Source organism: Alcanivorax sp. MD8A, from assembly GCF_002888555.1.
Lineage (GTDB): Bacteria > Pseudomonadota > Gammaproteobacteria > Pseudomonadales > Alcanivoracaceae > Alcanivorax.
In genome coordinates this window covers 15,228-38,960 of record NZ_AQOQ01000032.1, presented here as the reverse complement: position 1 = coordinate 38,960, position 23,733 = coordinate 15,228, and the positions used below count along the sequence as shown (strand labels likewise).

General features: G+C 54.1%; 18 protein-coding genes. 17 read left to right on the top strand and 1 reads right to left on the bottom strand.

Annotated elements, in window-relative coordinates:
- Window positions 1–120: 120 nt before the first annotated feature.
- The gene (gene cysB / locus A15D_RS14165; RefSeq protein WP_102792466.1) at window positions 121–1,095 is read left to right on the top strand and encodes an HTH-type transcriptional regulator CysB; all 975 of its coding nucleotides are present in this window, start codon (window positions 121–123) and stop codon (window positions 1,093–1,095) included.
- Between the two features lie 289 nt (window positions 1,096–1,384).
- On the top strand, window positions 1,385–2,002 hold the full coding sequence (gene thrH / locus A15D_RS14160; protein WP_102792465.1) for a bifunctional phosphoserine phosphatase/homoserine phosphotransferase ThrH: 618 nt from the start codon (window positions 1,385–1,387) through the stop codon (window positions 2,000–2,002).
- A 163-nt stretch (window positions 2,003–2,165) separates the two neighbouring features.
- Here the strand turns inward: thrH and A15D_RS14155 are convergent, their stop codons facing one another.
- Window positions 2,166–3,281, bottom strand: a complete 1,116-nt coding sequence (locus A15D_RS14155) for an anthranilate synthase component I family protein (protein WP_102792464.1) — start codon at window positions 3,279–3,281, stop codon at window positions 2,166–2,168.
- Between the two features lie 306 nt (window positions 3,282–3,587).
- Here A15D_RS14155 and A15D_RS14150 point away from each other — a divergent pair, with 306 nt between their 5' ends.
- The 15 genes from A15D_RS14150 (at window position 3,588) to A15D_RS17180 (ending at window position 23,731) form a co-directional block, all read left to right on the top strand.
- Complete coding sequence (locus tag A15D_RS14150) at window positions 3,588–4,442, top strand: DUF6160 family protein (protein WP_102792463.1); 855 nt, start codon at window positions 3,588–3,590, stop codon at window positions 4,440–4,442.
- A 184-nt stretch (window positions 4,443–4,626) separates the two neighbouring features.
- On the top strand, window positions 4,627–6,120 hold the full coding sequence (locus A15D_RS14145) for a sulfotransferase (RefSeq protein WP_158245817.1): 1,494 nt from the start codon (window positions 4,627–4,629) through the stop codon (window positions 6,118–6,120).
- Between the two features lie 253 nt (window positions 6,121–6,373).
- On the top strand, window positions 6,374–7,183 hold the full coding sequence (locus tag A15D_RS14140) for a C39 family peptidase (protein WP_102792461.1): 810 nt from the start codon (window positions 6,374–6,376) through the stop codon (window positions 7,181–7,183).
- 43 nt (window positions 7,184–7,226) lie between these two features.
- Window positions 7,227–8,240 (top strand): flagellar protein FilC, encoded by a 1,014-nt coding sequence (locus A15D_RS14135; protein ID WP_102792460.1) that lies wholly within the window; start codon window positions 7,227–7,229, stop codon window positions 8,238–8,240.
- A 31-nt stretch (window positions 8,241–8,271) separates the two neighbouring features.
- A complete protein-coding gene (locus A15D_RS14130) occupies window positions 8,272–9,939 on the top strand; it encodes an OmpP1/FadL family transporter (protein WP_102792459.1) in 1,668 nt (555 codons plus the stop codon).
- A 31-nt stretch (window positions 9,940–9,970) separates the two neighbouring features.
- Complete coding sequence (locus A15D_RS14125) at window positions 9,971–10,891, top strand: hypothetical protein (RefSeq protein ID WP_146026894.1); 921 nt, start codon at window positions 9,971–9,973, stop codon at window positions 10,889–10,891.
- A gap of 39 nt (window positions 10,892–10,930) precedes the next feature.
- Window positions 10,931–12,853 carry a hypothetical protein gene (locus A15D_RS14120; protein WP_102792457.1) on the top strand — a complete coding sequence of 641 codons (1,923 nt, stop codon included), beginning with the start codon at window positions 10,931–10,933 and terminating at the stop codon, window positions 12,851–12,853.
- Between the two features lie 101 nt (window positions 12,854–12,954).
- Window positions 12,955–13,653: a GntR family transcriptional regulator gene (locus A15D_RS14115; protein ID WP_022986096.1), complete on the top strand. Its 699-nt coding sequence runs from the start codon at window positions 12,955–12,957 to the stop codon at window positions 13,651–13,653.
- 9 nt (window positions 13,654–13,662) lie between these two features.
- Complete coding sequence (gene prpB, locus A15D_RS14110) at window positions 13,663–14,553, top strand: methylisocitrate lyase (protein WP_102792456.1); 891 nt, start codon at window positions 13,663–13,665, stop codon at window positions 14,551–14,553.
- 121 nt (window positions 14,554–14,674) lie between these two features.
- A complete protein-coding gene (gene prpC, locus A15D_RS14105; RefSeq protein ID WP_102792455.1) occupies window positions 14,675–15,820 on the top strand; it encodes a 2-methylcitrate synthase in 1,146 nt (381 codons plus the stop codon).
- Between the two features lie 141 nt (window positions 15,821–15,961).
- A complete protein-coding gene (gene acnD / locus A15D_RS14100; RefSeq protein ID WP_102792454.1) occupies window positions 15,962–18,553 on the top strand; it encodes a Fe/S-dependent 2-methylisocitrate dehydratase AcnD in 2,592 nt (863 codons plus the stop codon).
- Window positions 18,554–18,729: 176 nt separating this feature from the next.
- Window positions 18,730–19,908: a 2-methylaconitate cis-trans isomerase PrpF gene (prpF, locus tag A15D_RS14095; RefSeq protein WP_102792453.1), complete on the top strand. Its 1,179-nt coding sequence runs from the start codon at window positions 18,730–18,732 to the stop codon at window positions 19,906–19,908.
- Window positions 19,909–20,448: 540 nt separating this feature from the next.
- Window positions 20,449–21,216 (top strand): DUF6160 family protein, encoded by a 768-nt coding sequence (locus tag A15D_RS14090; RefSeq protein WP_146026893.1) that lies wholly within the window; start codon window positions 20,449–20,451, stop codon window positions 21,214–21,216.
- 2 nt (window positions 21,217–21,218) lie between these two features.
- Window positions 21,219–22,577: a hypothetical protein gene (locus A15D_RS17185; protein ID WP_146026892.1), complete on the top strand. Its 1,359-nt coding sequence runs from the start codon at window positions 21,219–21,221 to the stop codon at window positions 22,575–22,577.
- On the top strand, window positions 22,571–23,731 hold the full coding sequence (locus A15D_RS17180) for a hypothetical protein (RefSeq protein ID WP_146026891.1): 1,161 nt from the start codon (window positions 22,571–22,573) through the stop codon (window positions 23,729–23,731). The genes A15D_RS17185 and A15D_RS17180 overlap by 7 nt, the downstream gene beginning before the upstream one ends.
- The last annotated feature ends 2 nt before the right edge of the window (window positions 23,732–23,733 follow it).

The following is a 23,733-nucleotide window of genomic DNA, read 5'->3' as shown; positions in this document are numbered from 1 at the left end:
AGCATGCAAGGAGTTATTCAGAGGCTCCTGAGCAAGCGTCCCCCCTATGCGTGCTATGCGCGGAACGTATAATTCCTTATATTCTTATAACCGGTATCGGATCAGCTTGCGGAGGCAAGGATGAAACTGCAGCAACTACGCTACATCTGGGAAGTCGCGCGCCATGATCTGAATGTGTCTGCCACCGCTGCTGCGCTCTACACCTCGCAGCCGGGTATCAGCAAGCAGATCCGCATGCTGGAAGACGAACTTGGGGTGGAGGTATTTGCACGCAGTGGCAAGCACCTGACCCATATCACTCCGGCCGGGCAGGCGATTCTGCGGATTGCCGGTGAAATCCTCCAGCAGACCGAATCCATTCGTCGTGTCGCACAGGAATTCCGTGATGAGTCCCGCGGTGAGCTGAGTATCGCCACTACCCATACCCAGGCACGCTACGCCTTGCCGCCGGTGATCCATCAGTTCACCCGACTGTTCCCGGATGTCTCCCTGCATATGCATCAGGGTACGCCCATGCAGATTTCCGAGATGGCGGCCAATGGCAGTGTCGATTTCGCGATTGCCACGGAAGCCCTGGATCTTTTTTCAGACCTGATCATGATGCCGTGCTACCGCTGGAACCGTACGGTCGTCGTTCCCGAGGGGCACCCACTCACGAAGGTAACACCCCTGACCCTTGAAGCGCTGGCGGAATTCCCGATCGTGACCTATGTATTCGGCTTCACTGGCCGCAGCAAACTGGATGACGCCTTCACGGACAAGGGGCTGGAACCCAAGGTGGTATTCACCGCCGCCGATGCCGATGTGATCAAGACCTACGTGCGCCTGGGGATGGGGGTAGGGATCATTGCCCACATGGCGGTGGATCCGGTTGAAGACAAGGGTCTTGTCGCGCTGGATGCCAGCCACCTGTTTGAATCCAGCACCACCCGAATCGGCTTCCGCAAGGGGACTTTCTTGCGGGGGTTCATGTACGACTTCCTCAAGGCATTTGCACCTCACCTCAGCCAGAACCTGGTAGAAGCCGCGATCAAGGCGAGTAACAGGGAAGAGCGTGAAGCCCTGTTTGCCGACATTGAGTTGCCCGTCCGCTAGAATCCGCTCGTCACGGGCCACAGCGTGCATTATGTGAAACCGCTTGATTCGGTTGCTTTGAGCCTTATCTGTTGATGTGTCTTGCCCAATGAGTGCTCTGACCAAGTGGGGCTATGCACTTTCAGCGCTCCCGTCCCCCGAGAATTATGCCCCCCTGAAGCCTGTTGAGGGTTCTCCTCCGTGGACGCTGTGCTCTGAGTGGCAGCACCGGCCTTTATCTGGCGCCAATTGATTTCTAAAGGGCTCGCAGCTACATTGTGCGCGCCTGATCAACCCATAGGGGAAAACCGTGGAACTGCTCTGTCTGGACCTGGAAGGGGTGTTGATTCCTGAAATCTGGATCAACTTCGCTGAGAAAACCGGCATTGAGGAACTTCGTGCCACCACCCGGGACATCCCGGACTACGATGAACTGATGCAGATGCGTCTGCGCATTCTGGATGAGAAAGGCTATGGCCTGCCTGATATCCAGGAAGTCATTGATACCCTGGACCCATTAGAGGGCGCCAAGGAATTCGTTGATTGGGCCCGTGAACACTTCCAGCTGATCATCCTGTCGGACACCTTCTACGAATTCGCCAAGCCGTTGATGAAGAAGCTGGGCTGGCCGACCCTGTTCTGTCACCGCCTGGAAGTCGATGAGAGCGGCAAAATCACTGATTACAAGCTGCGCCAGAAAGACCCCAAGCGCATGTCTATCAAGGCCTTCCATGGTCTGAATTACCACTGCATTGCCGCGGGCGATTCCTATAACGACACCACCATGTTGTCTGAAGCCGAGCAGGGCATTCTGTTCCATGCTCCGGACAACGTGATCGCCGAATTCCCGCAATTCCCGGCGGTACACAGCTACGAAGACCTGAAAAAAGAAATCGTCAAGGCCAGCCCGCGCGATATCCCGCTGTAAGGGGGTAGGAGCGAGGCTCGCATAGTGAGAGTCTGTGACGCTCCTGTGGAGGCAGCCTGCTGGCTTACTGGCAGGCAAGCTCCCACAAGGACCGTAGGGCGGAAATGGGCGAATGCCCATCTCCGCCATTACTGTCAAATCCGCATCCACCCGGATGTAAGCCCTACAAAAAAGCCTCTTCCAGCGCCCCCATCAGTTTTGCGACCTTGAAGTAACTCTCCTCGTATTCGGCTTCCGGTTCGGAATCAAACACGATCCCCCCGCCACCATGACAGTAGATCCTGTCTCCCTCCGTCTGCATGGTGCGGATCAGGATATTGCTATCCAGGTTGCCCTGATCATCCATCCAGAAGAAGCTGCCGCAATAAGCTCCCCGCTCGAAAGGCTCAAGCTCATGAATAATTTCCATGGCGCGCTTTTTAGGCGCCCCCGTAATCGAGCCTCCAGGAAACGCTTGCCAGAGTGCCTCCAGCGGCGAGAGGCCGTCGAGCAATTCACCGTGCACCGTGCTGACAAGATGCTGCACATTACTGAATTGGCGTAGCTCGAACAGGGGCGAAGCACTGACCGAGCCTGGCTTGCAGCAGGCCCCCAGGTCATTACGAAGCAGATCAACGATCATCAGGTTTTCAGCCCTGTCCTTCGGGTTGGCCTGCAGCTCTTGGGCAAGGGCGCGATCTTCTTCAGGGGTTGCGCCCCTGGGCCGTGACCCCTTGATCGGCTCGCTGACCACCTTGCCCTGACGAATCGACAGAAAACGCTCCGGTGATACGCCAAATATCTGTTGATCGCCAGTATCAAAATAGCAGCTATGGGGGGCAGGGTGGGCAGCATCCAGTGCGAGCCATGCCGAGAGGGCCGAGCCACTGAAAGGAGCGGAAAAGCGCTGCGCCAAATTGACCTGGTAACAATCGCCAGCCTCAAGGTAACGCCGAATTTGTGACAGGGACTGGAGGTATTCGCCTTTCGATTGATCTGGTTTGAAGGCCCCATGCAGGCGGAAGTCCCGGGGATCCTCCCCCGAGTCAGCCAATAACCTGGGTGGTTCTTTATATAGGTATAGCGTAACCGGCAGGGGGGCTACCCGCAGGTTGTGCCGCCAATGGCCACTTTCATAGGGCAGCAAGCCGCAGACAAAGCGGTATCGTGTCCCGAGTTCGCGCTTCACCTGGGTCATGCAGGCCCGCATGTCATCCTCGTTCGAGGCGATAAGGGTCAGATCGGGTTGGGGCAGGGCAAGAAGTTGCCCCCCGGAGCGGTATAGGCAGCGTGTAATCATGTCACCGGTTCATTTTTGGGCAACGCTAGTTTACCTGTTACAGAAAAGGGTGCCTATCCTGTTACTGCCAGTAACAGATTATGCGATTGCCGAAAGCTGGCCTGGGAATATTTTGCTGATACATTCGTGCCTCTGTTTAATAAATCCTTTTATATCAGTGGGATAGGGATTGGTGTTGGAGGAAAAAAGTTTTGTAACGGGCGCATTGGCTTTTGTAACTGTTGTGTTAACGTAAATGCGTGCTCTGCGAGAACCGGGGCGCACTATAAGCATTACAACAACGTTGTGCACACGAGGAGAATAACAATGGGTTTCAAGAAACTTGCTCTTGCAGCAGCCGTAGCCGCCGCGCCCATGAGCGCCCTGGCTCTCGAGCCGATGCAGGACGATGCGCTGTCCAGCGTGACTGGTCAAGACGGTATTTCCATCGGTCTGAGCCTGAACGCAACCCTGGATCTGGGTATTGAAGATACCGACGGCTTTGCTGGCGGTCCTGCCAATCCGGGTATGATTCTGATCGATGACATGGGCCTGAGCGGTGATATTTCCATCCTGATCGATTCTGCCAGCTCTGCCTCTGGCTCCGGTGTGCTGCAGGCAAATATCTCAATCCCGACCCTGACCCTGGATACTGGTGATATCTATGTGGGCGAAGGTACTGATGGTACTGATGTTGCGGCTGGTATCGCCAAAGTGGGTTCTGAGCTGACCGCCGTTTCTGCTGGCGATCCGTTGATCGATTCTGTTGGGATCACCCTGAATGATGTGAACCTGGCTGTGCAGCTTGGTTCCGATGCGGCCAACTTCTTTGCATTGAGCTCTTCTACTACGCTGACTATCGATATCGGTACCTTGGGTGATTACGGTACGGCGACTACCGATGCCAATGACAACTTCGTTCTGCGTGATCAGAGCGCTGGTGGTGGCGGTGCCATGGTTGCTGACCAGATTTCCATTCGGAATGTCGATGTGAATGGCATTACCGGCACCATCACTAATGCTGGCTTGGCTATCGCAACCAATGCTGCGCTGTCTGATGTTCAGGTGGCAGCAATGGGTGTGGCGTTCGGTGCTGATGATGGTTCAGCTGCTTCAATTGGTAATGTTTACATTACCGGCTTGGATCTGTCTGGTCAGACGATTACCATCTCTGGTCACTAAGCTCCAACCCTGCTGTATAAAGCGCCCGGCTATGCCGGGCGTTTTTTTTGGACTTTATCCTGTAATCACAGAATGAAATACAACTATGATGTCAACTTTGACCGCTCGCGAATTACGGCCAGCCGTTCTTCAGCTATGTAAACGAGGAAACTACCATGACGCTGTTCAGGTCGTGGTTGCTTTCATGGGTAAAGGCTACCTTGATTTCGATGCGGCACGCATTTGCATGGAGGCATGTAAACGTCAAAACGACGTCCCGCAAATGAAGGCACTTTCAGAAGCGTCGGTTCGTTTTGCTCCGAGCAATTGGCGCAGCTGGCAGCTGAAATATCAGGCGGAATATTCTGATGCTCGCTGGGCTGACGCGTTCCTTTCACTTGAAAAAATTGCGTCTCTGGCCAAAGATTTAAATGCTGAGCATTACATTGCGAAAGCGGATGTGTATCTGCGTTTGCTGGAACCCGAAAAATCTCTGTCTGAGTTGGAGAAAGTTACGGACTTGTCAGATCCTTCTGTGCTAAATCGCTACAGAGATCTAAAAGCAAGGACTCATTTCCAGCATAGGCAATACGATTTGGTTATCAAGGAGCTTGAGGGTTGGCTGGAAACATCGAGTGATGATGTGATTGCTGTCTCTGGTTGGAAGTTGCTGGGTAAATCACTTGATGCGCAAGGTGAATATGACAAAGCGTTCGGGGCATTTCAAAACGGAAATGCAATGCAACTTCGACTATCGAAAAACGTCTTTTCCGATAATTCGTTGCGGAAACGGATTGAGGTATTCAGGTCGTTGTTTTCAAGACAGTGGGTGGAGAGCTGGACGAAAACTACTCCACCAGCTGTAACCCCAGTATTCATGATCGGATTCCCCCGTTCTGGTACGACGTTGTTAGAGCAGATAGTGGATGCGCATCCCTCGGTACAGGCAATGGAAGAGCCTCCCACGATATCCACCGTTTTACGGCAAGCTAGCGCCCTGATGCAGTCAATCGCTCAGCTTGAGGGTAGTTTGAAGGGCAAAGTAGGTTGGAAAAGTCAGTGGCAAACGGTAATGAGCTATATTGCCAAGCTGACCGATGAGCAGGTCGGTGCCTTGAGGGATACCTATTTCAAGGTGGCGGCTCAGGAAGTAAATTTGAAAAAGGGGGGCATGCTCATTGAAAAGATGCCCCTTGATACTGTTGATATAGGGCTCATTTTAAGGCTTTTCCCGCAGGCCCGGTTTGTGGTGTCCCTAAGGCATCCGGCAGATTGTGTACTCAGTGGTTACATGCAGAATTTCAAGGTGACTGATGCCATGGCCAACTTCCTTGACCTGGATAATGCAGCCAGCTTCTACAAGCATGTCATGAAGTTGTTGTGGCAGTACGAAGAGGTCTTCGATCTGAAAGGCCGTATGCACTATATCCGTTATGAGGATCTGGTCATGGATCTGGAAGGCGAGGCTCGCAAGGTGCTGGACTTCCTTGGGTTGCCCTGGGATGGCGCCGTGCTCAATTACGATGAGCATGCCAAACAGCGGGGGACTCTGGCCACCCCAAGCTACCAGGGTGTCACCCAAAAGATTTATGACAGTTCCAGAGAGCGGTGGCGTCACTATGCACAGTGGATGGAGCCGGTGCTGCCGCATTTTCGTGAAGCAGCAGAGCGCTATGGCTATGATCTGACCATTAAATAGTGCCCGAAACTGACATTATGGTGTGTTTCACGGTGAAGAAAGTGCCATGATTAATGCTGATTGTATCTTTCAAATTGCTAACTTGTTGATTTTGAAAGAGAGCCTGTGAAGGGATGTTTTTATTTGGGGTGGCTTTCTGGCATGGCTTTCTGCCCCTTGGGCGAATCAACATGGTTGCCTGTATCGGGTGACGTGGTTAACATGTCTCTCGATATAAGAAACAAACAATAACAATAACGCTGGATGCCAACAGATGCTGACTTCCATGCTGGGTGTGGCGCTGATCTACTTTGCCATCAATGAATCCGTAGTGGTCGAATCGCCTGAAAAGGGTGAGATCTACTATGAGCACCCAACCCAACCGGTCACCCTTCGTGAGCGCGATATCGTGGTCAAGCCGGTATCCGAGTTCCGTTATCACAACGTGGTGCGGCAGGCCTATGACTACTCCTGCGGATCCGCCGCGTTAACCACCGTACTTAACCAATATCTGGGGCGTCAGTTTCAGGAGCGCCAGATCATGGAAGGTCTTCTGCGCTTTGGGGAAACCGAGAAAATCGTTGAGCGTCGAGGCTTTTCGTTGCTGGACATGAAGCGTCTGGCGACGGCGTTGGGGCACCCGAGTGGGGGGTTTCGGGCCGAAATGGATGACATCAAGACGCTTGACCACCCGGCTATTGTGCCTATTGCGTATGGGGGCTTTAAGCATTTTGTCGTGTTGAAGAAATACCAGGATGGCCACGTTTTTGTGGCAGATCCGGCATTGGGCAACATCAGTTTCTCAGAGACCAAGTTTCAGGAAGTCTGGGATCAGAATGTCTTGTTCATCGTGTTTCCCAACGGTTTTGAACCCCAGGATGGCCTGGAATTGACCGACTATGATTTGCGACTTTTGGATGAGCGCACAATCAACCGTTGGGCATTTGAGGTATTCCCGGTATTTACCACCCCCATGGAAAACTGGGCGGACAAGGCAAGTACGCTTACCCGGGTTCAGATTTCAGAAGATGATGGCACGACCCGTATTATCAATGTGCCTACGCGTACCTACTTCCATCAATAAGGCCTGCAGTGGCGAATAACAAACAGAACAAAGGAAGGCTTGCATGAAAATGATGTCTGGGAAGGTGGCAGTGGCTGCTGCACTCTTGTTGGCGCAGCATGTTGCCTGGGCGGCTGACAATGTCGAGGAAGCCCGTGAAGCCCTGCAGACCAATGAGGATGACGTCACCCAGGAGAAAAACCTGGAAGAAGTCTTCCAGGCAGCAGAAAAACAGTATTCCTTGCTGCCCAGCGGCCAGATGTCACTGAATTTCTCTGCCAACTACAATTATTACCGGGATGATCGCATTGATATCGCTATCGACGAAAATTCCGGCAATATCAGCCGCTTCCGCATCGAGCAGGATGCCCAACACGCATTCTCATCTTCCCTGTCTTTTGACTACGGGATCTGGAACAACCTGACTTTCAACACCCGACTGCCGGTCTCGTATAAATACGACACCCAGAAAGATGTTTCTCAGGCGGCGCTGGGTGATGTCTCATTTGGTCTGCGTTTTCAGCCGTTCCCGGTTCGCCCCGGGGCAATGAATACTACGCTCTACACCACGCTGAGTACGCCAACAGGGGACAGCCCCTACGAAATCAATGTCAACGAGGAAGTATCCAGTGGCTCTGGCTACTACTCTGTTGGCGCTGGGGTGAGTGTCAGCAAGGTAATTGACCCTGTCGTGTTGTTTGGCTCTTTAGGGTATACCTACGCCTTCGATGCAACAGGGCTTAATCAGCGTCGTGGTAGTGCGATCCTGAAAGAAGTACAGCCAGGAGACAGCCTTAACTTTTCCATGGGGCTGGCTTATGCGCTGTCCTATGAGGTTTCTCTGAGCGCCAGTTATCAGCAGTCCTACAACTTCGTGACCAATTTCGTCTTTGATGACTATACGGCTGAGTCTGAAGATTCTACCTCCAGCGTGGTGAATACTTCCCTCGGCTTGCGTACCTCCAGTAACCGCATCGTGAACCTGAGCTTTGGTTTTGGTCTCACAGAAGATTCCCCTGATGTGCTGCTTGGTATTTCGTTGCCGATTGATTTCTCTGGCCTGAAGCCCGGCGCCTGAGCCGATAATGCGCAGTAGAAAGGGGTAAGCCATGCAGAAAAAGAATAACAGGCTGAGCTGGCGAATTGCCGGATTGCTATTTGCCCTGTGCGCCGGGCAGGCATCTGCGCAATTGGCCAACAATATCGCAGTAGACGTGCGCGCCATGAGTATGGGGCATGCCGTTACCGCCGATCCGCCGGGGATTATGGCCATTCACTTTAACCCGGCTGGTCTGGCCAAGCTGGATGGCCGCCGGATGGACCTGCAGTTTGTGGGGGCCGATTTCAGTTTGGAATCCGAGTTCTCCGCACCACCCGGGTATAACGTGTTCGGGTTTTCTGATGATCCGATTGTCTGTAATGATGCGCCCAATGATGGTGTTGACTACTGTCGGGATTTCAAGACCGCCACCAGTAGTGTAGAGGGCATCTCCCTTTATCTTCCGTTTATCAACGATACCGTTGATCTTCCTCCCGGCCCCTTGATTGCCGGGCCGCTGCCTGCGTTTTCCATTCGTCCGGCAGGTTCTAAGTTTACCTTCGGCACTGCGACTTACCTTCCGCTTGCTGCGGGTTTCTACCGTGATGAAGACGATGTGGGCAACTACATGGGGGAGCGGGTTGCGCTTGAGCGAATCACTTACCTGTCTCCATCCGTGGGCTACCGTGTGAATGATGAGCTGTCTATTGGTGCCTCTATTGGTTTGAGTTTTCAGGCCATTTCGCTGGAACAGGACTTCCGGGCACCTAACGAATTGCTGGGCTTTGCCCGGGTCATTGATGAAAGCATCTGCGCGCCTTTCGAAGGTGAATCAAACGTCGCCCTGGACCTGATTCTGTTCGGGATCTGCCGCCCTGAAGAAGGTTTGGGCCCGTTCAAGAACCTGGCGTCTCTGGATGTTTCCATGGATCAGCGGTTCAGCCCATCGTATAACCTGGGGATCCTTTGGGAGCCCAATGACCGTTTTGCCTGGGGTGCGGTGTGGCGCTCGCCAGCCAAGACCCATATGAAGGGTGATTACAAAATCACCTATTCCAATGCCGCCCGTGAAACCATCAATGGCATTGGTGGTTCTGCAACCGGCGCCTTGGCATTGGCCGTCCTGGGTATTCCTTCCTATGTGGGTGAAGAGGAAGTGGGGCGGGTGAGTATGGATCTGACCATGCCGGCGACGTTCCAGACCGGGATCAAGTTCAAGCCGACTGAGCGGCTGCAATTCAATGTGGATGCAGTGTGGGCTGACTACAAACAGTGGGACGCCTTCAATATCGTGTTTGATCGAAGCTCTGCGGTATTGAGCCTGGCACGGCTGTTTTCGCCCGGTTCCTCGCCGACGCGCTTGAGCTATCCATTGAACTTTCAGTCCACCTGGAACCTTGCCTTTGGCGCGGCTTACGATCTGACGGGTCGTATTCAGTTGCGTGCAGGTTATGAGCCCCGGGCATCAGCCATCCCTGAAGAGCGTCGTAGCCCGATGGTGCCGATCAATGAGGCTCGCTATTACAGCCTGGGTCTGGGTTACAAATGGGATAAGGATACCGACATCGATCTGGGTATCGGGATGCTTCACAGCAAGGATGAAATCCCAGCGGATACCAGCTGTGCAGCTAACTGTACGGGTATCGACAATGTGGTGTATAACCCCTACGCCGGTTTGGACATCAAGACGGAAGCAAAAATCACTATTGTAGGGCTGGCTTTCCGAACCAAATTCTAGATTATGATTTTCACTCGACGTCTGCGGTAGCATGACTGCCGCAGACGCTCGCACGTTAGCCTTCCGCTCATTCTTCTTTGAACTGGATAGCATGCAAAGACTGATCCCATTACTACTTGTCTCATTGCTTGCAGCCTGCCAGAACCCATCGGGCGGTGGGGAAGGGGGATTTTATGTCTATACAGATGCGCAGGGTAACCTGATCACTGTTCAACAGCCTGAGCAGGCCGTGTCTGACGAGCAGCCCGGTGTTTCAGCGCAGCAGACTGAGACATCCGCTGATCCGAAATCGGCGCAGAAGGCTTCCCCGCTTGCTGATAATGTTGATGATTACCGCCCAAGCGGTGAGGTTGATAAAGAGCTGGAAGCTCGTGAGAACGATCGTTTTATCACCTATGTGGATGAAACCGGGCAATTGGTAAGCCGCCCTCTCGATATGGGGGCTGAGCGTGAGGCTGTCCGAACCGCCAAACCGGGCTATGAGCCGGTGGGGCCGGCTGGTTATCTGGAGACTTATCGAGCCTTGCGGGCGGACTGCTGCCAGCATTTTCTTGAACAGGCAAAGGTGCTTGAGTCGGGGCATGAACTGCTGGTCACGTTTGATAGCGACAGCCCGCTAATGAAAGGGGATCAACCCTATCGTGCCATGGTGTTGGCACCGGAAAGCGCCGTGACGTCGGTTTCGTTGATGGCCTTCATTCGCAAGCAGGCCTATCTCGGTGTTGAATTACTTTGGCTGGATGATCAAGGAATACCGGTCATGCTGGTCGATCAACCCTTTAGCCGTCGTTACCCCGAGACGTGGTACCGCTACGGGTACCTGCAGGGAACCCTTGAAAAAGACCAGGGTCAACACTATCTGGTTGTTTTCCTTCCCTATTTGCAAGGCCGTGATGGAACGGACGGCCTGAAACTGGTTACTGAAGGTGAATTGGTTCTGACAGCACAGTAACGTGCTGCAATTCACCCCGACAATGACAGGTAAGATTCTATGCAACGGATACTGGCACTTAGCGCCCTCGTACTGGCTCTGGCGGGCTGTAATGGTGGGGAAGATTTCTCCGATGCCACCGTTCCTGGCTGTCCGGCTGGAACCAAGTGTGACGAGAATGTAGTGGGCGAGGTTTATGTCGAGCTGGTAGGCCCCAGGGTGGCTAATATCGGTTATGAGTGTGGCTCGTCACTGGGGCGAACCCGTCCAGTGGACACCACCGAGGGCAGCACAGTGATTCCCGCCTACACTGCCGTTTGCCCTGCCGATGCGCGGGGTATCGAATTTTTCCTTGGTAGTGGCTTGTTTGAAGGTAACAAGGTGAGTCTTGGCTCTTATTTGCTGCCTCAGCAACTGCAAAAAGAGACTTACCAGGTAACGGTCGCGGATCTGATTGCTGCACCCAGACGCAGTGAGGCCAATACCTCAGTGATCTACCGCTCAGCCCTTATTCAGGCACTGGATAATGATGGTAATGGTGATGATGCGGTCAGCATTTCCGATCAGGCCAGCGATGGTTCAGGGGTGAATATCAACGATGTTATTGATGACAACCCTGCTCTGATACCCAGTCAGCCGTTTGATGGTTATGCCAACTATTCTGACTTTACCAATGCCTGGAGCGGCATGTTCACGGAAATCTCCAACCAGCTGACCGATGCCGGAGAGCCTGACGTAGCGGGTTTTGATGGGGACACACTGGCCTATGAGGGACGAGTCAAAATCGGCACAGACCGAACCCGTGCCGGCTTGTTTACCTATGAAAGTGCAGGGGAGTGTCTGATTTTCCAAGGGTGTGATTTTAGCGGCGACGACGGTTCGCGTCTGGCCTTGGCCATGCGTGCGCTTGTATTGCCCAATGGTGTGATTCTGGCGGGCGGTCAGGTGATTCGTTCCAAAGACAGCGATACCAGTCTGGATTTCATTGGTTTGGACAGTACCTCCCGTATCTCGGATATTCTTGAGTTGGAAAAAACTGGCGGTTCCGAGCAGTCCGTTACCCTGACGGGGGCAGGCGTGGGAGCAACGCCGCCGGGCAACACTGATGCGGAGCTCAAGGGCAGGATACTTGGGCAAACCATGTATGCCGGTGTTGAAGTGAACGGCAATGGTGATTATGGCCTTGATTACCCCAACGCAAGTTATTCATTAACTGACTCGGACAAAGGGGCCTTGTCTGGTGAGGTGCTGGGTGAAAACGTCCCTGCCAGTGCAAGTGGCGAACCCGTGCCTGTACGCGGAACCAAGACGGGGGCGGTACAGGTTGATCTGGATGCGGCCACTTTGTCACTGGTTGCGGGTAAGGATTATCGCGTTACCTTGATGCGAGCGTGTGTTGGTGAGGCCGATGATGGCTCCGAATGCAGCTCAATTCCTGATCCGGTGGCGGGTGGCTCTAATGAAGAGATTGGTGATGCAGACGGGTTCAACTACCCGACTTCCATTACCGCTGGATCCACGACCTTTGATATCACCAGTGAACGCCCCCGTATCGATAGCAACTCGATTGTCGACTTCTGTCTCAGCATCGATGCGGAGGGTTTGATCACAACCGGGAATGGTGGTGCGTGCGGTGCCGATCATTTTGTCGGAATGGTGACCCGAACCCTGCCAGACTCAAACAGCGTGAATGTGTATCTGCGTTTGGCGCCGGGCATGGATGTTCAGGCTGATGCACCCCACTATAACGCAGAGGTTCAGGGTCGTATTGATCTTGATGAGAGCTGCTCCCCGATGTTTCGACTGGGGGATGAGGGCTTTGATAACCAGGTTCGTGCTGGCTGGCTGGAATCTGCCTACCTGCCGCCGATTCAGCGTGAAAACTGGTCCAGCCAGGATTCCCCCTCGGATCTTGAGCGGCTGGTTTTCGCCTCTCTGCAATCTGGAGCGGTAGTCTTCGGTGAGGATGGCTGTACGCCCTGATCGAAACCATCAATCATTGTCAACAATGGTCCTTGAAACATCCTGTTTAGGGGCGTAGAGTCCAGCCCGGTTGTGAATATTGTCAACAATCGGGCTGTTTTATGTCTGCTGCTGCGCCAGAAAGTGCAAGAACGCTTGCAGATCGGGTTTTCGCCCGGTTGCAGGACGATATTGTGCGTGGCCAGATTCCTCCCGGGTCCAAGGTCAGCGAAACTGAGCTGGCGGCCCGCTACGGTGTAAGTCGTGGCCCTCTCCGTGAAGCCATCCGCCGGCTTGAATCCCGCAAGCTCCTTGAGCGAGAAGTCCATGTGGGCACCCGCGTTGCCTCCCTCAGTTTTGATGACCTGATCGAGATTTACCACGTTCGCGAGGCCCTGGAAGGTATGGCTGCGCGGCTGGCGGCTGAATGCATGTCTGATGACGAGGTAAAAGGCTTGTTCGGGGTCCTGTCACAGCATGAACAACAGCAGGATCTGCGCGAAGACACCGCCTATTTTCAGCGCGAAGGGGATCTGGATTTTCACTATCGCATTATTCAGGGCAGCCATAACGCCACCCTTAGCCAGATGCTGATTGGCGAGCTGTATCACCTGGTGCGTATGTACCGTTACCAGTTCAGTTCCGTTGCCAATCGTCCGCAAAAAGCCCTCAATGAACACCGCCGAATTGTCGAAGCCATTGAAGCCCGCGATGGCGAAATGGCCGAGCTGTTGATGCGTCGTCATATCAGCAGCGCCCGCAAGAATATTGAAACCCAATACGCCGCCCACAAGGCGGAAAACCTGAAAACGGACCAATAGGAGAACGCCATGTCAGCAAACCTGACCCCCGGCGCCCGCTTCCGCAAGGCACTTGCAGAAGAGAAGCCCCTGCAGATCATGGGTACCATCAACGCCTATGCCGCCATGTTGGCTGAGCAGACCGGCTACCGTGCCATTTATCTGTCTGGTGGCGGTGTCGCCAATGCCAGCTATGGCATGCCGGATCTGGGTATGACCAGCATGAATGATGTGCTGGAAGACGTGCGTCGTATCTCCAGTGCGGTGGAGACCCCGCTGCTGGTGGATATCGATACCGGCTGGGGTGGGGCGTTCAATATCTCCCGCACTGTTAAAGAAATGATCAAGGCTGGCGCGGGTGCAGTACACCTGGAAGACCAGGTTGCCCAGAAACGTTGTGGCCACCGGCCGAATAAGGAAATCGTATCCCAGGCGGAAATGGTTGACCGCGTGAAGGCCGCCGTTGATGGCAAGTCCGATGACGATTTCTTCATCATCGCTCGTACCGATGCGTTCCAGATGGAAGGCCTGGAGTCTGCGGTTGAGCGTGCCAAGGCCTGTATCGAAGCGGGTGCCGACGGCATCTTCGCTGAAGCCGTACATACCCTGGAAGATTACCGTGCATTCAAGGCCGGCCTGGGTGACGTGCCGCTGCTGGCCAACATTACCGAATTCGGTGCCACGCCGCTGTTCACCCGCGAAGAACTGGCTGAAGCTGGTGCCGACATGATCCTGTACCCGCTGAGTGCTTTCCGCGCCATGAACAAGGCCGCCCTGCAGGTGTACCAGAGCATCCGAGAAAACGGTCACCAGAAAGACGTGGTGGACATCATGCAGACACGTATGGAGCTGTACGATTTCCTTAACTACCACGACTACGAGCAGAAACTGGACGCACTGTTTGCCCAGAAGAAGGGCTAAGGCAACACGATCATTGTAGGAGCTCTGCTTGAGCCGAGAAGGGTTTCGCGGCTCAAGCGCCGTTCCTACCGTAAAGATTCCGCTTTGGCGGTTGAACAACAGATTAACCAGGAGATGAACAATGGCAGAAGGCAAGAAACTCTCAGGCGCTGGCCTGCGTGGCCAGGTAGCAGGTAAAACCGCTCTTTCTACTGTAGGTGTTTCCGGCTCCGGCCTGACCTACCGCGGTTACGACGTGAAAGACCTGGCTGAAAACTGCGAATTCGAAGAAGTGGCACACCTGATCCTGAAGGGCGCGCTACCCACTCAGGCTGAACTGGATGCCTACAAGACCAAACTGAAAGGTCTGCGCAGCCTGCCGCAAGCACTGAAAGAAGTGCTGGAGCGCATCCCGGCTGACGCCCACCCGATGGACGTGATCCGTACTGGTTGTTCCATGCTGGGCAACCTCGAGCAGGAAGACACTACTGTAATGGGTGTGTTCCCGACTCAGGAAGAAGCCATCGACCGCATGCTGGCTTGCTTCCCGTCCATCATCTGCTACTGGTACCGTTTCAGCCACGATGGCGTGCGTGTTGAAGAAAACACTGACGACGATTCCATCGGCGCCCACTTCCTGCACATGCTGCGTGGCGAAAAGCCCAACGAGCTGCATGAGCGCGTAATGAACGTGTCTCTGATCCTTTACGCAGAGCACGAATTCAACGCTTCCACGTTCACCGCTCGTGTGTGTGCTTCCACCCTGTCCGACATCCACAGCTGCATCACCGGTGCCATCGGCACCCTGCGAGGTCCGCTGCACGGTGGCGCCAACGAAGCTGCCATGGACATGATCGAGAAGTTCACTTCTGCCGATCACGCCGAGCAAGAAATGATGGGCATGCTGGAGCGTAAGGAAAAGATCATGGGCTTCGGTCACGCGATCTACAGCACTTCCGATCCGCGTAACGCCATCATCAAGGAATGGTCCGAGAAGTTGGCCGCCGACGTGGGTGACACCGTGCTGTACCCGGTTTCCGTACGTTGTGAAGAAGTCATGTGGCGCGAGAAGAAGCTGTTCTGTAACGCTGACTTCTTCCACGCCTCTGCTTACCACTTCATGGGTATCCCGACCAAGCTGTTCACCCCGATCTTCGTGATGAGCCGACTGACCGGTTGGGCTGGCCACGTGATGGAGCAGCGTGCAGACAACCGCATCATCCGTCCGAGTGCGGATTACACGGGTGAAGATCTGCGTTCTGTTACTCCGATCGCAGAGCGTGGCTAATCGTTTTTTAGCGTTTCGCTCTTTGTGGGAGCCGGCTTGCAGACGAAGGTATTCGCTTGCAGGCAAGCTCCCACAGTTCCACCTACCCAGGCTCAATTTCCCCAAGCTCCTGTATAGAGTCCCCGACGAGAGTCCCAGGCTATGAACACTGATTATCGCAAGCAGCTTCCCGGCACCCAGCTGGACTACTTCGACACCCGCGCGGCTGTCGACGCCATCCAGCCTGGGGCCTATGACAAACTTCCGTTCACCTCGCGTATCCTTGCCGAGCAGCTGGTTCGCCGTTGTGCGCCAGAGGATCTGACGGATTCTCTCAAGCAGCTGATCGAACGCAAGCGCACCATGGATTTTCCGTGGTACCCCGCGCGCGTGGTGTGTCACGACATTCTGGGTCAGACAGCACTGGTCGATCTGGCCGGTCTGCGTGATGCCATCGCCGAGAAGGGCGGTGACCCCTCCAAAGTGAATCCGGTAGTGCCGACCCAGCTGATCGTGGATCACTCCCTGGCCGTAGAGCACCCGGGTTTTGAAAAAGACGCGTTCCAGAAGAACCGTGACGTGGAAGAGCGCCGTAACGCGGACCGTTTCCACTTCATTAACTGGACCAAGACGGCGTTCGATAACGTCGATGTGATCCCGCCGGGTAACGGCATCATGCACCAGATCAACCTGGAGAAAATGTCTCCGGTGGTTCAGGTTCGCGACGGTGTGGCGTTCCCTGATACCTGTGTGGGCACCGATAGCCACACTCCCATGGTCGACGCGCTGGGCGTGATCTCCGTGGGTGTGGGTGGTCTGGAAGCCGAAAACGTGATGCTCGGCAACCCGTCCATGATGCGTCTGCCCGACATCGTCGGTGTGGAAATGACTGGCAAACTGAAGCCGGGCATCACCGGTACCGACCTGGTGCTGGCTCTGACCGAGTTCCTGCGTAAGGAGCGCGTGGTAGGCGCCTACCTGGAATTCTACGGTGAAGGCGCCGACAGCCTGTCCGTGGGTGACCGTGCCACCATCGCCAACATGACCCCGGAATACGGTGCCACTGCGGGCATGTTCTTCATCGATGGCCAGACCATCGATTACCTGAAGCTGACCGGCCGTGAAGATGAGCAGGTAGCACTGGTAGAAAAATTCGCCAAGGAAACCGGCCTGTGGGCAGACAGCCTGAAAGGTGCCGAGTACGAGCGCGTCCTGCACTTCGATCTGTCCAAGGTGGAGCGTAACCTGGCTGGCCCGTCCAACCCGCACGCACTGCTGCCGGTATCCGAACTGGGTAGCCGCGGTATTGCCAAGGAGTGGGAAGAGGAAGAGGGCTTGATGCCCGATGGCGCGGTGATCATCGCAGCCATTACCAGTTGTACCAACACCTCCAACCCGCGCAACATCATTGGCGCCGGCCTGCTGGCCCGTAATGCAAACAAGCTGGGTCTGGTGCGCAAGCCGTGGGTGAAGAGCTCCCTGGCACCGGGTTCCAAGACCGTGAAGATGTACCTGGAAGAATCCGGTCTGCTGCCTGAGCTGCAGGAACTGGGCTTCGACGTGGTGGCCTTTGCCTGTACCACCTGTAACGGTATGTCTGGTGCGCTGGCTCCCGAGATCCAGAAAGAAGTGATCGAGCGTGACCTGTACGCCACAGCGGTACTGTCCGGTAACCGCAACTTCGACGGTCGTATTCACCCTTACGCCAAGCAGGCGTTCCTGGCATCTCCGCCGCTGGTGGTGGCTTACGCCATCGCCGGTACCATGCGTTTTGATATCGAGAAAGATGCGCTGGGCAAGGATCAGGAGGGTAACCCGATCTACCTGAAGGACATCTGGCCGTCTGATGAAGAGATCGATGCCATCGTGAAATCTGCGGTGAAGCCGGAACAGTTCCGCAAGACCTACATCCCGATGTTCGAGAAGAAGGGTGACGGTGAGCGCGCAGCCAGCCCGCTGTACGACTGGCGTCCTCAGTCCACCTACATCCGTCGTCCTCCGTACTGGGAAGGCAACATGGCCGGTCAGCGTGAGATGAAGGGTATGCGCCCGCTGGCGATCCTGCCGGACAACATCACCACTGACCACCTGTCTCCGTCCAACGCCATCCTGCTGGACAGCGCTGCCGGTGCCTACCTGGACAAGATGGGCCTGCCGCAGGAGGACTTCAATTCCTACGCGACCCACCGTGGTGACCACCTCACCGCCCAGCGCGCCACTCTCGCGAACCCGAAACTGTTCAACGAGATGTGCCGTGACGAGAACGGTGAAGTGATCCAGGGTTCCCTGGCGCGTGTTGAGCCGGAAGGCCAGCAGATGCGGATGTGGGAAGCCATCGAAACCTACATGGAGCGCAAGCAGCCGCTGATCATTGTGGCTGGCGCGGACTATGGTCAGGGTTCTTCCCGTGACTGGGCGGCCAAGGGCGTTGCCCTTGCCGGTGTGGAAGTGATTGCCGCTGAAGGTTTCGAGCGCATTCACCGTACCAACCTGATCGGCATGGGCGTCATGCCCCTGCAGTTCGAAGAAGGCACCACCCGCAAGACCCTGAAGCTGGACGGTACCGAGATCTACGACGTAGAAGGAGAGATCGCTCCTCGTGGCACCATGACCCTGGTGATCACTCGCCAGAACGGTGACGTGGAACGTGTCCCGATGCTGTGTCGTCTGGATACCGCAGAAGAAGTCTCCGTGTACACCAACGGCGGCATCCTGCAGAAATTCGCCAAAGAGTTCATGGCGGAAGCGGGCTAAGGCGGTTCTTGCTGTGGGAGCTTGCCTGCAAGCGATTCTTCGCACTCAAGCAGGCTCCCGCACATTGCCTTTCCGTAGGAGTCTGCCCGCAGGCGGTCTTTTTCGTTTGCAGGCAGCCCTCTGTATATCCAACCCCGTCGGTACCACCGCCGGGGTTTTTTTAAAGGAGCAACACCATGGCTCATGCACCTCAGATTAAAATCCCCGCTACCTACATGCGTGGCGGCACCAGCAAGGGCGTATTTTTTAGCCTGAAAGACCTGCCCGAAGTGGCTCAGGTGCCAGGAGAGGCCCGTGACAAGATCCTGCTGCGCGTGATTGGTAGCCCGGATCCCTACGGCAAGCAAACCGACGGTATGGGCGGCGCCACCTCCAGCACCAGCAAGACCGTGATCCTGGCCAAAAGTGAAAAGGCCGACCACGACGTGGACTACCTGTTTGGTCAGGTCTCAATCGACAAGCCGTTCGTAGACTGGAGCGGTAACTGCGGCAACCTGACTGCGGCTGTGGGCTCCTTCGCCATCAGCAACGGCCTGGTCGCCGCCAACCGCATCCCGGAAAACGGTATTGCAGTTGTGCGCATCTGGCAGGTCAACATCGAAAAAACCATCGTTGCCCACGTACCGATCACCAATGGTGAGGTGCAGGAAACCGGCGACTTCGAGCTGGACGGCGTGACCTTCCCGGCGGCCGAAGTGCAGGTGGACTTCATGGACCCGGCAGACGGGGAGGGCGCCATGTTCCCCACCGGCAATGTGGTTGATGAACTGGAAGTTCCCGGAGTGGGCACCTTCCCGGCGACCATGATCAATGCGGGTATTCCCACGGTTTTCGTGAACGCAGAAGATATCGGTTACACCGGTACCGAGCTGCAGGGCGATATCAACGAAAACAAGGACGCCCTGGCCATGTTCGAGACCATCCGTGCCTACGGCGCCATGCGCATGGGTCTGATCGAGAACATTGAAGAAGCGGAAGCTCGCCAGCACACCCCCAAAGTGGCCTTTGTCTCCAAGCCGAAAGCCTACGCGGCTTCCAGCGGCAAGGAAATTGGTGAAGGGGATATCGACCTGCTGGTGCGCGCCCTGTCCATGGGCAAGCTGCACCACGCCATGATGGGCACCGCAGCCGTGGCCATCGCCAGCGCCTCAGCCGTACCGGGCACCCTGGTGAACCTGGCAGCCGGCGGCGGTGAGCGTGACAGTGTCACCTTCGGCCATCCTTCTGGCACCCTGCGCGTTGGCGCCGGGGCCAAGCTAGAAGATGGCCAGTGGACTGCCACCAAAGCCAGCATGAGCCGCAGCGCCCGTGTCCTGATGGAAGGCAACGTCCGCATCCCCGGCGATTGCTTCTGATAACTGCTCGTTAAACGAGCGGGTAGGGCGGAAATTGGCGTCAGCCAATCTCCGCCATTTCACCCCGCTCCCAGCATCCTCTCTAAAATTCCTCATAGCGTATTGCGGTTTAGAATCCTTCTCCCGCCAGGCTGGCGAGGGGCGTTTTCTCTTGACCAAACACAGCCCCCATGCGGGACTCTGCGTGCAGGCGACATTCTTGTGCTTCCACACCTGCACCCCCTGCGCCACTTTCCAATCTCCCCTTGATGGGTAAAATAATGACCGGTCGGTCATATACGATTTATAGAAAAGTGTAGATAAAGGTAACACCCCGTTTATTCTGGTAATGAGTACGCCTGTCCACAAAAGGGTATATGCTGCGTATATGTCAATTAAGTTACTGAATATAAAGAACAAAAAACCAAACCATTGTGTACTGTTTATGTTAACAAGTGTTGCGGCACCGTATTTCACTGTGTAATCATGTGGCAAAAGATAACCAGACCTGACCGAAAAGCTCACTTTCGCTTGGGCCTGAATAACAAGAACGAGGTCACAGTGCCCAATTCCAGCTTTAGCAGATATGTGATTCCTGCCTTCTCTGTTCTGCTTCCATCTATGGCCTCTGCAGATATGGTAGCTATGGGCGACAATTCACTCGCCGCAGTAGCGGGCCAGTCAGGCATTTCCATTGGGATAGAGCTGGATATCAATGTCCAGGATATGAACGGGGATGGTGTTGTTGACCTCACAGGAAATAATTTCACCCCGATCTCTGGGTGTGGAACCGGCAATTACGATGATGGTTCATTCCTGACGTGTACTTTGGCACTTAGCTTTGCGAATAGAGCTAATGAGTGGCTTGTTATTAAGGACTACTACGGCAGCATGCGGGTGGACAATTTGTTTCTGGATGCGGGCTACCTCGTCGATGCTGGGAATGACCCAACAACTTACGCTCCGGGTAAGTTTTTGGATTCTGACGGTTCGACCTGTTTAATCGATCCGACTGGAAATAACTGTGGCTCCTCAGGAGTCCCTCCATCGTATTTTGATGACCTTGCGGGGTTGATGATTCGAGCCCCTGGCAGCCGTGATGCAGCAGGGAATTTTACGGCCCCAACCTACAACCCTACGAGCCGCCAAAGCGATGGATACGATAGCCTTCGTCTTGGCCTTAGCATAGGTGGTATGGCTGTTGAATATGGCGCTACAGGGCACAGTCAGAATGTTAATGGCTCATTTCTGGGCTTGAAAATAGCAGATAATAATTCCCCTTATGCTGGTGCTGACATTCAGGGCCAGGCTTATTTGTTCGGATTCTAGCCATGCCTATTCAGCGATTAAGTAATAAGCGACTTTGTGGAGCGCTATTCTCTCTTTCCTCAGGGATTCTGTTTTCAGTAATTGCCGGAGCCTCACAGGCAATGACATCTCTGGATGACTCTGATCTTTCTGGTATCAGTGGGGCAGGGCTCGCACTTGCCCTAGATGATTTTCGTTTCGCCATGGCACCAACAAGCTACATAGAGCTAACAGGCACGGCTGGTAGCGCTGGGTGGCAGCGTGGTGATGCTCGTTATTATGGGTTGAGTCTTACCGGTGGCGGTGCTGGTACGGACTGGTACGGTGATGGTTGTTCTGGAGCAGATCCGCTTTCATGTCCAATGGGTACGGGGTCCATCGCAAATTTTGCATCTGTTTATAACCCCTACGTGATTCGTGTTTTCGATTATGAGGGCTACGACTATCAAGGTGCGCTGCTGTCGGGTAACGATCGACCTACAGTACTTGAGTTGATTGGACCAAGTTCTGTGCCATCCCCTTGGCGCTGGGCCTTTTGGGGAGAAATTGAAGTAGGGAGAAGCGCAACGGCACCTGCAGCTGATGGTTCAAATCATAGTCAGGCCGATTTTTTACAGAGCCAAACCATTATTTACGGAAAGCCTGTCACAACTGACGGCAAACCTGCAATCCTTCGATTGCTCAAAACAGAGAATAACGCGGATTCTACGTTCGGCATTGTCTACCAAAGCGCGCTTTCTGGCGATTTCAGATTTTCGGTTGGCCAGCTGGGTAACAGCCCTGATGCACTCCATCTAGTACCGAATTTCAATGATAATGAGGGTTTGTATTTCAAGAATGTCGATGCCTACCTTCCTTTGGGGCAGCTGCATTACCAGGCTATAACTCTGGATGATGTTGCGGGTGCTCCTGGTAATTTTATTATCGAACTCACGCGGATCCCCAACATACCGAATGTGTATAATGAGTTCTATAGTCTTGGAGGGGATGGGCTCAATGATGATCCTAATATCGGTTACAACAGAAATAACCGTCCCGCTGAGTACTTTAACACACATGGCTATGCCCGCTGGGGTGTACAAAACTCAGGTAATGATGGCGGGGGGCTGACGACAGCCCAGAAGCGCCAGAATACTTCTGACGGCATCATTTTTAAGTCAAATTCCTCGAGTTCCACTTTTTCCGCTTATGCATCTCGGCCTGGGATTAACCTCTCATGTTCGACAGGTGATACCGGTGGAGGCTGCTCTCCTGGCGCCAATGTAACCTATACCGCGAATAATCTGACGTCGGTAAATATTGGTGATGCCAGAATTAACGGAATTCTCTTCAATCATATGAAAATAACAACATGTTCTGCCGGTGGGGGTGGCGTATGCTAGTCCGGGCTTTTGCTTCTCATTTTTTTTCTACCATCACTTCCGCTGCGTTTTTTCTGTTTTCAATGGGGGTGGCGTCAAGTGCCCATTCGGCATTGGCACCTCTATCCGACAAAGACATGTCTGCAGTCACTGGTCAGGCTTTGATTAATTCGGATGTGATTGTTGGGAGTACTACTGACTCAAATCCGTATAATAATTTCGTGTTTTACCGTGCTGGGCTGGATGTCCAGCTGGCATTAAATGCGAATATTGATGAGTTTAAACTCGGTTGCGGTGGGTCGAATGATGCGATCGACGCTTCCGTATGTGACATCGATATGGATTATGTGCGGCTAATGGGTAACTGTACCGGGACAGGGTGCGGACAGACTTCCCCCGATGGCTATAGCATTCCCGGGTCTGGAGATGCGGCTACGAGTGATTTCCTCTTAACCCGTCCTTATCTTGAGTTTGCCATTAAAAATGATGGAGATAAGACGCTAAGGGAAATTGTCGGTATAAAAGTCGGTTCACAAAGCGCTAATGGATACTTTGGTGTTGGTAATGTGAATTGCAGAGGAAATGACCCTAATTGTCACGGGGGGTTAAATGCAATTAGTGGCTACCTCAATATTGAACTGTCTACTGAAGTTCCTATGACTGTGGGTGCGTTTGGTGACACCGTGGGGTGTATTGGCTGGGTTCGTGTAAGTGGTCCATGTGACGGAACTAATGCGGGCGACGCATACTACCTTGACAATGCGCGTACCACAGGGACGCGTATGACATACCTTCAACAAACAAGTATCCCCGTAGAGCTGGAAGGCGGTTTTGTCAGTATTTTGGGGTCTGCTTATGCAAACATGGTTGAGAAATTCAGCTTTGTACATGGTTTTGAATTACAAAATACTGGCGACTTCTTTCTTTCATTGCAACGAGAGCGGGTTAGCTACCCCACCTATGATAAAAGCGGTTACGCAGTGACAGCGAATACAGGCTGGTGGATGAATGTGCCAGATGTAAAAGCAATTAATATTCAAACCCCCCATGTTAATATTCCATGTGGATTCTTCGGTTGTCTTGGTGCTCTCGGAACACCAGGTGTGGTAGTTGAGAATATCGAACTTAATAGTAGTCCGCCAGATAACTGTTTTGGCAACACCTTGTTCTGCTGAGA